Raw genomic sequence first — 11,981 nt, 5'->3', positions numbered from 1 at the left:
CGCAAAAGTGATGCGTCAACCCTCTTTGAAGCCGGGATTGGTATGTTGTCCAAGTTGAATGCGCTACGAAAAGAAGTCCGCGCCCTGAGCCGCAAGGCCGTTCTGACGGTATCCAAAGGCGCGCTTCCCGGTGGCCCGGCGTACTACGAACACCTGGCCAGGTTCTTCGATGACCTGATCCTGAGGGCCGCCGGGGAGCTGCAGATTGTCGGGCTTGCCGCGGCGGTGGAACTGGGCGTCGCGGCCCGGCATCACCTCGATCTCTGCGGATCCGCCGCGCTGCGCAGCGATCGGGCAGAACTGCGCGTCCTGTACTGGGCACTGTCCCGGCGCATGACGGCGTTCGCGCCCGATTCGATGTGCGACGGAGAGCCGCAGCGCAGCCCTGGCCGGCAATCCGGTCCGGCGGCCGATTGCCCGGCGCCTTGCCAGGCCTGCAATGAACTGCTTCGGGAACCGCGCAGGGCGCATGGGCATGAAGGCATGCAGCCGCTGGACCTACCCGTGCGGCGCCGGCTCAGGTGCGAGACGGTATCCGAACTGCAGCCGTTTCGCTGCACCAGCTGCGGAGCGGCATGGCAGAGGAGCCAGTCGACATGCGAGCCTTTTGCAAACTGGTTTATACGACGTGCTTTTGGGCGGGCGAGATGTTGACCAGGCCCGCCGGGATTGCTTCACGGCATTCGAACTGGGTTTCTAGGGAGATTGAGCCAGCGCGGTAGGTCACAGCGAGAGCGCGGGGCAGCTCCGTGCGCGGCGGACATGCATTTTGGGGCTGGCGACCCGGCGAAAATGCAATTAATCGCCAGCACCTTCCCTTAGACCACGAAAGGAGGGCTCAGCAGGATGGGGCGCTTCCACCCAATCCGGTGACGCTCCTGCGTGGCCTGGTGCCGCGCATCGTCTTCCGTATGCAGGTAAGCGCTGGTGGTCGAGATGGACGCGTGCCCGAAATTGTCCCGCACAAAGCGCAGGTCCACCTGCTGGTCGGTCATGTGCGACCCCGCGGTATGGCGCAGCCAGTGCGCCGAGGCGCTGGCCAGCACCGCGGCCCGGCTTTCCCAATCCGATCCGCGTGTTGAGGATCATTAATTCTGCGAGCGGCGCCCACTATATCTGCGAGCAATCACACATCACACGGGCATAATGCATTGATTTGTAAGGAAAATATGTTGATTTAGAGCGATTTGTGCCGTTGCGTAGAGGCAACGGCCTTTCACGCGCAGGACCACAAATTCCGCGAATGTGGATCGGCGGACCGGTAATTCTGCGAATGCGTGAATGCCTGCTGCGTGATGGTGGGCAAGCGCTTCGTAGCTTGCGAATGGCGAGGGGTAGCGGGGCAGGGATGTCCCTTCGGTCGAGCCATGCGTATTGGCTAGTGAAAGATCCTAGAAATAAGGGGCATTTGCGCGATCCGCAGCCAAACGATAATCTGCGCGCTAGAGCTTACCTCATTGAGGGCGCGCGAGCGTCAGCGGGACAAAGTCCGTCCTTCCGCCTCGCTGTACCGATCCAGCTTGGCCGAACGCCACATTCGCAGAATTAGTGGGCGCCATTCGCAGAATTAACGGTCCTCAACACAAGGACAATGCGCAGCGCTGGCGGCTGCAGGCCGGGCGAGGTCAGCGATGCCGTGGTGCTCCCGTTCTTCGAGAACCTGTGGCCGCGCGAGCCCCACCCGCTGGCGGCGCTGGGATGAAAACGCGCGGCCGGGCCGCACGCCGCTCACGCGCCGCCGGATTTGCCTTTCCTGCGCAGCTGTTTCACCGCGCTGCTCGAGCCGATCGCGCGCGCGGCCGCGACCACCTGCGGACCCAGCCCCGCACACGCGTCCTCGAACGACCAGCGGCTCGACGGCGCCGATACGTTCACCGCGCCGAGCGGCAGCCCGGTCGGCCCGAGAATCGCGGCGCTGATGGTGATATCGCCGGTGTAGTATTCGCCGTTCGTCGACGCAAAGCCGTCCTCGCGCGCCTGGGCAATCGCGTTGCGGATCTCGGCGATGCGCGTCATGGTGGTCGTGGTGTAGGCCACCCGATCGCTCTGCTCGAGGATTTCCGTCACCTCCTTCGGGTCCAGGTGCGACATGATCGCCCGCCCCCCGGCCGTGCAGTACATGGGAATGCGCATGCCGAGCGGCATGTTGACGAACATCTCCTTGTGAGTCGGGAAACGCGAGATGTACGTCATGTGCAGGCCATCGCGCTCGGACAGCGTGGTGGTCTCCTCGCAGGTACGGACCAGCGCGTGGAGATAGGGTGTGGCCGAGCTCAGCAGCGCGCTGGTCTGCAGGTAACGCAGCCCCACTTCGAGCGACCGCGGCGCCAGCGCGTATTCCTTGGTGAGCGGATCCTTCTTCAGGTAGCCGATCGCCAGCAACGTGTGCGTGAACCGCTGCACGGCGCTCTTGGTCATGCCGGTGGCTTCGGCAAGCTCCGCCAGGTTCATCGACGGCTTGCCCTCCCAGAAGGCCGCCAGCACGTGGAGGCCGCGTGCGAGCGAGGTGACGAACAGGCGCGATTCCTCCGGCGACTCGTCCGGGCTGATTTGGTCTGTCATGGAAGGCTTGATAGGCAAGGGAAACTCCGCATGTTAATGGTACGCCGGCGGCTCGCCAACGTGGCGGGCCGGGCGCCGGCTATTGGCCGTGCAGGATCTGGCCCAGGAACTCCCTCGCTCGCGCGGTGGCCGGCGCCCGGAAGAAGTCTGCGGGCGGCGCCGATTCGACCACGCGCCCCTTGTCCATGAAGATCACGCGATCCCCCACCTGCCGCGCGAAACCCATCTCGTGCGTGACGCAGATCATGGTCATGCCGTCGTCCGCAAGCGCGATCATGGTGTCCAGCACTTCCTTGACCATTTCGGGGTCGAGCGCAGACGTCGGCTCGTCGAACAGCATGATCCTGGGCTGCATGCACAGGCTGCGCGCGATCGCCACGCGCTGCTTCTGGCCGCCCGACAGCTGGCCCGGATACTTGTCGGCATGCTGCGGGATCTTCACCCGCTCGAGATAGCGCATCGCGCGCTCCTCGGCCTCGCGCCTTGGCACCTTCTTCACTATCATCGGCGCGAGCGTGCAGTTCTGCAGCACGCTCAGGTGCGGAAACAGGTTGAAGTGCTGAAACACCATGCCGACCTCTGCGCGAATGCGCTCGATGTTACCGGTGCCGTCGTTCATCGCCATGCCGTCGACCAGGATTTCGCCTTCCTGGTGTTCCTCCAGCCGGTTGATCAGCCGGATCGTGGTGGACTTGCCCGACCCGGACGGTCCGCACAGGATCACCTTCTCGCCGGCCCGCGCGTTCAGCGTGACGCCGTCCAGCACCTTGAAGTCGCCATACCACTTGGAAACATTGGTCATGCGGATAATGTCCGCGCCTGTATCCGGGCCAGCCTGCATTGTCGTCATGTCGGTTCGCCTCATGCCTTGGACAGATGATCGTGGCCCGCCGCGCCGTCCCAGTAGCCCGGCACCGCGAGGCGCCGCTCGCCCCAGCGGAACACGCCGGACACCACGCTGCACAGCAGGAAATAGACCGCGCCGACCAGGCTGTATACGAGCAGCGACTTGAACGTCGCGCCCGCCAGCATCTCGCCCGCTCGCATCAGCTCGTAGACGCTGATCACGGCCACCAGTGAGCTCTCCTTGACCAGGACCAGCGCGTAGTTGCCGAGCGCGGGAAAGATCATCCTCCCGGCCTGCGGCAGGATCACGGCGCGCAATCGCTGCAGTTTGGTCAGGCCCAGCGCGCGGGCGGCTTCGTACTGGCCCGCGTCGACGGACTGGATGCCGCCCCGGAACAGCTCCGCCAGGTAGGCCGACAGGTTGATCGTCAGCCCGATCACGCCGGCCAGGAACCCGGGCAGCACGATGCCGATCTCGGGCATGCCGTAGTAGATGAAGAACAGCTGCACCAGCAGCGGCGTGCCGCGAATGATCTCGATGTAGCCCTTGGCCGCGCCGCGGAGCAGCCCGTTGGAAGACATGCGGCAGAAACAGATGACGAGGCCAAGCGCGACCGCGAAGAACGCGGTCGGAAAGAACAGGGCGATCGTCGCCGTCGCCCCTTCGGCGAGCGGAAACAGGTACATCTTCAGGGTGGCCAGCTCCACGGTCGAACTCCAGTCGATGCGGTTGGGAGAGCCGGGACGCCTGCCCCGGCGCGTTCGGCGCTACTTTGCGGCGAGGTTGCCGGCTATGTTGCCGATACCCCATTTCCTGAGGATCGCGGCGATCTCGCCGCTCTTCTCCATGTCCTGAAGGGCGGCGTTGACCGACGCCAGCAGCGCAGCGTTGTCCTTCTGCACCGCCATGCCCACAAGCCATCGCTTGATCGGCTTGTAGCTCTCGTCGATATGCACGCCGGGAATGCCCTTCGATTTGATCTGGTATGCGATGCTGGGCGGATCGACGATGCCCAGGTCGATGCGGCCGACGCGCACGTCGGTCAACAGGGTCGGGTAGTCCTGGTAGGTCGAGACCTGCGTCCCGGGCAAGTCCTTCATCATGGCGAACTGCACGCTGTCGACAAGGGCGCCAACCTTCGCGCCCTTGAGTTCATCGAACCTGGCGTACTTCTTGTCGGTCTTGTCGCTGACGACCACGCCCTCGCCCCAGCCGTAGATCGGGGTCGAGAACGACACGGCCTTGGCACGCTCCTCGGTGATGAACAGCGGCGCGGACATCAGGTCCGCACGGCCCGACGTGAGCGTGGGAATCAGGCCGGCGAACGGCACGTCGCTCAGCTTGACTTCCACGCCCAGGCGCTTGCCCACGCCCTGCGCCACCTCGACCATCACGCCTTTGAGCGTGCCGCTGGCGGGGTCCATGAAGCCATGGGGCGGGCTGGCGGCCGTCGTGACGATGCTGATGGTCTTGCTCGCCTTGATCTCGTCGAGCGTGCGGGCCTGCGACACACCGCACCAGACAGTGGCGCACAACACGATGGCGGAAATTCCTGCGGTCAGTTTCATTTCGTTCTCCGGACGGGGCAATGGGATCGGTGAAGTCAGCGGTTCAGGTGGGCGAAGCGCAGGGGAAACGCGCGCACCGTCTCCGCGGCGAGGCAAAGGAACTCCTGCATCACGGTGGCGGCGAGGAAGGCTGTCATGCCGCCCACGTCGTGCGGCGGCGAGACGGTGTTGACATCGAAGGCGACGAAGTTGAGCCCGCGCAGCGCGCGCAGCAAGTTCAGCCCCTCGCGCGCGGTCAGGCCGCCCCATTCGGGCGTGCAGACTCCGGGCGCGCACGACGGGTCAAACAGGTCCATGTCGAAGCACAGGTACACGGGGCGGCTGCCCACCTGCTCGCGGATGCGCGCGAGCACATCGTCCTGGTGTGGCGCGAATTCGCCGAACGGCACCAAGTTGTAGCCGACCGAGCGGCCGAACGGGATCACGCCGGACATGAACGTGAGGCCGCGCGTGCCCACGTGGAAGCTGTTGGCCGTGTCGACCAGCCTCTCTTCGGCCGCGCGCGTAAACGTGGTGGCCGTGTTGTAGCCGCCGATGTCATAGGTGTCGGTATGCGCGTCGAAATGCAGCACCGCAAGGTCGGGATGGTGCCTTGCCACGGCGCGCATCTGCGGCAGGCTGACAGCGCCGTCGCCACCTATCGTGACGGTCATCGCGCCGGTGCGCTGCACCTGGTCGATCGCCGCCTCGATCAGTGGGAACGACGTATCGACGTCGCCGGGCGTGCACGCCACGTTGCCAAGGTCGGTCAGGCGCAGGAAGTCGAACGCATTGTCGATGTCGCCGGACGGCGCCACGTCATACGGACGCAGCAGGCGTGACTGCTCGCGGATGGCGTCGGGCCCTTGCCGGGAGCCGATGCGGAAAGCGTGCGTGCCGCAGTCGAACGGAATGCCGATGACGGTGGCCAGCGCCGGCAGATCCGGACGCTGGCGCGCGGCGGGCGCATTCATGAACGGCAGAGCCGGGGTAAACAGCGGGGAACCTCTTTGCATGCGGGCCTCTCTGGCGTGGGGGGGTCGAAGTCCGGGCCGTGCGACCCGGAATACTGCACTCTTCATATATCGCAGTGCGATACACTTAGATCGCATTGTCATTCGCAACATTTATGCCACCGAGCGCATGACCGCGCATATCCGAGTTTTTACTTAGGGAAAACGGGGCTGCGGGGGCGCGCGGACGCGTGGGCCGTGGTCGAGCGACAGCGGACCGAGGCGATGGGCGGGCGGGACTGCACCGGCACGAGGCATGCGCGCACGCCAATGGTGCCGATGCGTGCGCGCTTGCGAAGAGGAACAGAAGAAGGAGAAGGCCGTCGGCCGCGCTCCCTCGGCATCGACTGACGATCGAAGAGGCGAAAGCCCGCGTCGACAGGCACAATGCGCCACGCTGGCGCGTGCCGACGCCGGGCGAGGTCAGCGACCACGGCGCGCTCGTTCTTCGAGACCCCGTGGCCGCACGAGCCGCACCGCTGGCGCCGCGACGGCGGGATCGACAAGATATTCACCTCGACGACGTGGCAAGATGCGCAGGACAAGCACCGGCGCGTCTCGGAAAAAACGCGCCGGGTGTTGCCACTCACGTCCCTGCCTGGAGATGAGCATGTGCAATAACTACGCCCCGGTGCAACGCCCGCTGCTGCGCGACGTCTACGGCGTCGAGCCGCCGCCGCTCGGCTATCCGCCAGAGACCTGGTCAGACTATGCTGCACCGATCATCCGAGCAAATCAGGATGGCAAACGCCAAGCTTTGATAGGCACCTTCGGCATGATCCCGAAATCCCGCATTCAGCCGGGCGTAAAGAAATTCGAGACAACCAATGCGCGATCCGAGACGATTCGCGAGAAGCGATCATTCGCCGGCGCGTGGGCGAACGGTCTGTTCTGTCTCGTGCCGGCTACCAGCTTTTACGAAGCCAACTATGAGGGCGGCGCCAAGTCGGTCCGCTGGCGGATCTGGCTAAGGGACGAACCCGATTTCGCGATTGCGGGGCTATGGCGGGCCTGGCCGCGCGAGGCCGGTGCCGAGGTATTCAGCTTCACCATGCTGACGGTAAACTCAGACAAGCACCCGCTGATGAATCGCTTCCATGCGCCGGGCAAAGAAAAACGGATGATTGTGATCGTGCCGCGGTCGGAATGGGATGACTGGCTGACATGCCGGGATCCGGATCTGGCGTGCAGCTTCATGCGGCCCTATCCAGCAGAGCGGATGGCGGCAGAGCCGGCGCCGCAGACCATCAAAGAGAAGGCGTGACATTCTCCGAATAGCGCCTGGTACTGGCGACGCCCTTCTGGCTCCCATCGTATGCAGGCGCGCACTAAGCTCCCTGCCTCGGAGGACCCAATTGCAGCCAACTGGGAAAGCGGGTATCGAACTCCTGCGGAGAAATATCGCCTAGATGCGAGCATGCCTCGTTCGGCAGCGCAATGCTGAGTTCCTTGTGCCATAGAACCAGTCCGGCCATCCGAACGACACGGACGCGCTCCTCTCTCGGAACGGGGTACGTGGAAATGTGTCCGGGAACTGCCACCAATAAAACGCGCCGGCGCAGCTCGTGACTGAACCATCCCGACGAGTCGCGTCGAACCAATACCATGATCGCAACGTGTCGATGCAAGTAAAACGCTCGCAAGGCCAGAAGAATTAGAAATAGCACCGATACCCGCAACATGATGTAGCTCCGCTGTGATGCAGCTACTCCCATTAAATCTAGCGCCGCTAGCCAACTCGGCAAGTGTGACAACTAGGGATCTTTTTGTATATCCGGCTTACTACTTGCAACACTCGCTACCTCACAGGCTTGCCGAAATCACCCCCCACACTAGGTAGGCTAGCGCCGGCACCAGCAGCCAGACCGCAATCGCAAGGTAGTACCGCATACCATGGTGCGGTGGGTTGGAGTGAAAGTGGTGGATCACTGGTTTAATGGCGACCTCCAGAATAGCTTGCGAAGTACCCAAGCCCCTATTCGATGCCAAATTCGATGCCCCGGTCCTGTCTATTGCAAAGCAAAGCGCATGCCACGCTTTCATCATCTGCCTTCCCGTGAGCCGCACACTAAACGCAGGTGCCCAACTCCCTCCGCTGGCCCCCGTCGGTCGGATGCTGTGATATTTTTGTTAAATCTGATGTTATTTCGTGGAAATTGCTCTCTTTTCCACTTTCGAATAGATTGTTCCTAGAGGCTATTGCCTCTCCCCGGTTCTACGCTCCCCGTGTATGAATCCCGGCACCTAGAGGCGCGACACCAATCGCGCCTTCTTTTTTGCGGGCACACATTTTCAAGCCATCGGGCTTTTCGCAATGCGGAATATGCGGCGGAAACCTCATCCTTCCGTATGCTGTTCATCAGGGCGTAGCACGACTACATTGGTTTGGGGCGGCCCACCCGTTTGCCCGTCCCTTCTTCACGATGCCCGCGCCACTTCCCGGTCGCGGGCATTTTTTTGTCCTCGCCGACGGCATGTCGGACTGCGCCCTCTGGCGCCCGCCGGCTGGCCAGACTACAAGGGAAGCACAGCCCAACAGGACCCACCATGCCCCCGCGCGCGCCGGCGCCGACGCTGGCCGAACTCTCGCCCATGCTGCTAACGGAACGGGCAACCGTGCCGCGCGAGGCCGGCTGGCACTGAGATTAAGTTCAAATACGTACCTCGGCCTGTTGCTTTTTCCCAACGCTGTCGCCACGTGGTGGCCGTTGCGTTTGACGAAGAGGGGCGTTGCGATTGAGTCGATTGCAATTCTCGCGACCGTCGGCGAGCCCCTGGCGAAGGCATCTTGAACGGGGCGCTGGCGGTCAAGCCCGCAAACATCATTACGTCCCACAGTGCTATCTAAAGGGCTTCGCCCGCAACCGCAACAAGTTGCGGACGGTATGGAACGCCGCCACAATCCGCAGTGGCTAGTCAAGAAATGACGTCGAAGTGGCGTTTAGCTTGGGCTCTGCAAGCACAAAAAGCATACGCGGGAGGGACGTATGGCGCGATTCGATGCAACTGAACAAATAGGCGTTAACGCAGTCCAGCAGATCGTCCTCAAAGAGCTTGGCTGGATTTTTCGCGAGCAACCGGTGATCGACATGGGAATCGACGCCCATATCGAGCTAGTGGACGAGCAACCAACGGGCAAGCTGATTGCCGTCCAGATCAGAACCGGTCCAAGCCACTTCACCGAAACCGACGACGCTTACATTTTTCGCGGGAAGCTCACACATCTCGACTATTGGACGAATCATTCACTGCCCGTCATCCTCGGCGCCCATTTCATTGAATCGGGCGAAACGTTTGTTCACGTCGATGCAAATCGGGTAAAGCGGACCGGAAAGTCATGGACCATCCCAATTCCGAAGGCTAACAGGCTGGGCGCGGGCACTCGAGATGCCGTAGCTTCGGTTTTCGACGGCTCGCCCGCGCAACAGCGCATGCGGAAACTTGCAGCCCCTGATGCGGCACATCAGGGAAGGCGGGAAGGTTTCAGTTGAACTCGAAGATTGGATCCACAAGAGCCTCGGGCGTAGTACCGTGCAGGTGTTCATTCACGACGAGTACGGAAATCAAACGCTAAAGCATCTAGCGGAAGCGCTGTTTCCGTGGTCCGGTCAGTTGCCAGCGTGGACGAAGAATTCTACTAGGAGAACAACGAGTTTGAGGAGGATGTGCACGATGCGCTTATGCGTCCACGGCGCCAGCCGATGCACAGATTGAGCAACTGGTCTTCGTAACCAAAATGCGTTGGCGCATTGAGCGCGATTACCAGGACTTGAAACAAGAACTCGGTCTTGGTCATTACGAAGGCCGAGGCTGGCGCGGACTCCACCATCACGCTACGCTGAGCATCGCTGCCGATGGCTTCCTGATGGCCGAGAGACTCACCGACAAGACGACAGAGGGTAAAGCGTAACTGAGCGAAGTTTGTGAGAACCGGTCGGTGTACTACCACTGTACCGCATACGCCGCGCGCCACAGGACAGTCCGCGCCGCGCCCAAGGCCGTGAGTTGGGGTGCGAATCGCAGGGGCATCACATCACGCTGGAGACCGACATGCAGGATTTGGGCCGTTGGAGATGCCCGCTGCGGCCGTGACGGCGCCGACCGTCGCGGCAGGCGCGCGCCTACCCGCGCGAGACGATTCGGCAGGTCCTCCGGCATATGAGCTCCTGCGTCTCGGCAATTCAGCCAGGATGCGAGCAACCTGCACAAGCGGGCGCACCGGTTGGAAGTCTAGGCAAAGGCATACGGTGAGGGATATTCCCCCTTAATTCGGATACACGGAACGGCTATCGGGAACGACCTTCTCGAGCCGCGCAATCGCGAGTGCCAAGCCCTGGGCGCGCGGCACCAATGTCTCGATCTCCATATACTCCTCCGGCGAATGAAACATCCCACCGACCGGTCCAACTCCACATAGCGTTGGGCATCCAAGGCTCGCCGTCAAGCCAGAATCAGCACAACCGCCTGAGAACTCGCCTTGGACGGTCATTCCTATATCTTGCAGGGCACTTTTATAGATTTCAAAGAGCGCCTTCGATCCCTCATCCTGAACGAACGCATTGAACTCGCCTCTGATCTCCAGACGGGAGGAGGCGCCTGGCACTGTTGTGTTTGCGGCGATCGTCTCAATGCGCTGCATGGCTTCTGCCCGATCTGCCGGCGTGACATACCGAAGGTCAATCTGCGCTTCGGCGTAGGGCGAGGTCGTGTTCACCGACTGGCCCCCAGCCACCAGGCCCACGTTGACCGTCATGCCTCGAGGCAGGTCTGTGATGTCGTGCAGGGCGACAATCTTGTGCGCAAGTTCGCCATTCGCGTTAATACCTGCCTGGAAGTTGCCGCCAGAATGGGCGGCCTTGCCGAAGACTTCCATCCGCATGAACACACCGCCCTTGCGGCCAGTCACGACATTGCCCGAAGGGCGGCCCGGCTCCGCGTTGAAGACCGCGCGCGCTCCGCGCGCCGTTTGCGTTATGACTGCGCGGGAGGCCGCGCCAGACGCGATTTCCTCGTCTCCCGTGAACAAGCCGACAAGCGGCCCGGGTGCGCCGCCAAACCGGTGGTACGCGGCGAGAACGAAGGCGTTCATGACGAGGCCGGCCTTCATGTCCGCCACCCCCGGACCATATGCGCGGGAGCCGACGATTTTGAAAGGCCGGCGCGCCACCTCACCTTTGGGGAACACCGTGTCGCGGTGGCCCATGAGCAGGATCGTCTTGCTCGGGGGCTCGGGCGCGCCAACCTGAACGGTGAAGGCGTCGCCAAAGTCCTCTATCCGATGCCAAGTGACGGGCATGCCGTGGTCTCCGAAAAAGCTCTGAAGCCCCACACCGACCGCGTCGACACCGGCTTTGTCATAGCTGCCGGAGTCGATGTTCACGAGTTCCTCCAGGAGCGCGAGCATGGCGCCGCGCTGCTCGCCCAGCCATTGAACGGCCGGGTTGTGTTCGGGTGTCACTGCCATTCTGTTGATTCCTTCGGTTGTCAGGCGGCGTGCGCCTTGGCCCAGGCCGCCACTTCGGCGTGGGTTGCGAACCAGACGTCGCCGCGCGACTGCGCATGCCGGATCAGTTCCTCAAGGATCCAAATGCGTGAGCGATAGCCGATCACGTGTGGGTGGGCCGTGAGCTGGAAGATGCCGCCTTCTTCGTACGCAGCGTCGAACTCGCGGCGGAAGATGTCGTAGACGTCGGTGGGCGGCGTGTACGGCCGCAGCGCCTGAAAGCGGTTCATCATGAAATAGACTGCATCATCACGGACCCACTCCACCGGAAGCTCGACGATGCCTGTGGGCGCCCCGTCTAGCATCAGCTCGTAGCAGTCGTCGTCCGCCATCAGCGATGAGTCGTAGAGAAGCCCCATCTCTTTCTCGATCTGCAGCGTGGACGGGCTGAAGTCCCACGATGGCGTTCGCAGCCCAACCGGCCGCATGCCGCTAGCCGTTAACAAAATCTGTTGAAACGCAAAACGGGTCCCGTCTTTCAGCCGGGACCCGTTTTTTCGCCTGTAAAC

The 11,981-nt window shown here is 62.6% G+C and carries 9 protein-coding genes and 3 pseudogenes; 4 read left to right on the top strand and 8 right to left on the bottom strand.

The window, feature by feature from the left end:
• The first annotated feature begins 42 nt into the window (after positions 1-42).
• Complete coding sequence (locus ACGLHR_RS35325; RefSeq protein ID WP_400099740.1) at positions 43-654, top strand: hypothetical protein; 612 nt, start codon at positions 43-45, stop codon at positions 652-654.
• Between the two features lie 164 nt (positions 655-818).
• Here ACGLHR_RS35325 and ACGLHR_RS35320 read toward each other — a convergent pair.
• The 6 genes and pseudogenes from ACGLHR_RS35320 to ACGLHR_RS35295 form a co-directional block, all read right to left on the bottom strand.
• A pseudogene (locus ACGLHR_RS35320) lies at positions 819-1,076 on the bottom strand (tyrosine-type recombinase/integrase); the annotation flags it as partial.
• A gap of 652 nt (positions 1,077-1,728) precedes the next feature.
• The gene (locus tag ACGLHR_RS35315) at positions 1,729-2,562 is read right to left on the bottom strand and encodes an IclR family transcriptional regulator (protein WP_400099738.1); all 834 of its coding nucleotides are present in this window, start codon (positions 2,560-2,562) and stop codon (positions 1,729-1,731) included.
• 79 nt (positions 2,563-2,641) lie between these two features.
• Positions 2,642-3,412, bottom strand: a complete 771-nt coding sequence (locus ACGLHR_RS35310; RefSeq protein WP_400099736.1) for an amino acid ABC transporter ATP-binding protein — start codon at positions 3,410-3,412, stop codon at positions 2,642-2,644.
• Between the two features lie 11 nt (positions 3,413-3,423).
• On the bottom strand, positions 3,424-4,116 hold the full coding sequence (locus ACGLHR_RS35305) for an amino acid ABC transporter permease (RefSeq protein WP_400099734.1): 693 nt from the start codon (positions 4,114-4,116) through the stop codon (positions 3,424-3,426).
• Between the two features lie 60 nt (positions 4,117-4,176).
• Complete coding sequence (locus tag ACGLHR_RS35300) at positions 4,177-4,977, bottom strand: ABC transporter substrate-binding protein (RefSeq protein ID WP_400099732.1); 801 nt, start codon at positions 4,975-4,977, stop codon at positions 4,177-4,179.
• A 35-nt stretch (positions 4,978-5,012) separates the two neighbouring features.
• Positions 5,013-5,930: an arginase family protein gene (locus ACGLHR_RS35295; protein ID WP_400099770.1), complete on the bottom strand. Its 918-nt coding sequence runs from the start codon at positions 5,928-5,930 to the stop codon at positions 5,013-5,015.
• Between the two features lie 649 nt (positions 5,931-6,579).
• Here ACGLHR_RS35295 and ACGLHR_RS35290 point away from each other — a divergent pair.
• The 3 genes and pseudogenes from ACGLHR_RS35290 to ACGLHR_RS35280 all read left to right on the top strand — a co-directional run.
• Positions 6,580-7,233 carry an SOS response-associated peptidase gene (locus ACGLHR_RS35290; RefSeq protein WP_400099730.1) on the top strand — a complete coding sequence of 218 codons (654 nt, stop codon included), beginning with the start codon at positions 6,580-6,582 and terminating at the stop codon, positions 7,231-7,233.
• Positions 7,234-8,956: 1,723 nt separating this feature from the next.
• Complete coding sequence (locus ACGLHR_RS35285; protein WP_400099728.1) at positions 8,957-9,460, top strand: DUF4365 domain-containing protein; 504 nt, start codon at positions 8,957-8,959, stop codon at positions 9,458-9,460.
• A 188-nt stretch (positions 9,461-9,648) separates the two neighbouring features.
• Positions 9,649-9,870: pseudogene (locus ACGLHR_RS35280) on the top strand (IS701 family transposase); the annotation flags it as partial.
• Positions 9,871-10,233: 363 nt separating this feature from the next.
• Here ACGLHR_RS35280 and ACGLHR_RS35275 read toward each other — a convergent pair.
• Together ACGLHR_RS35275 and ACGLHR_RS35270 are read right to left on the bottom strand one after the other, a co-directional pair.
• Entirely contained in the window at positions 10,234-11,433 is a 1,200-nt protein-coding gene (locus ACGLHR_RS35275; protein ID WP_400099726.1) for a M20 family metallopeptidase, read from the bottom strand.
• 20 nt (positions 11,434-11,453) lie between these two features.
• Positions 11,454-11,981: pseudogene (locus ACGLHR_RS35270) on the bottom strand (hypothetical protein); the annotation flags it as partial.

The sequence above is a fragment of the Cupriavidus sp. CuC1 genome (genome assembly GCF_044627735.1).
Lineage (GTDB): Bacteria > Pseudomonadota > Gammaproteobacteria > Burkholderiales > Burkholderiaceae > Cupriavidus > Cupriavidus ulmosensis.
Note: the sequence above shows the minus strand (reverse complement) of the source record. Positions and strands in the feature narration are given on the sequence as shown.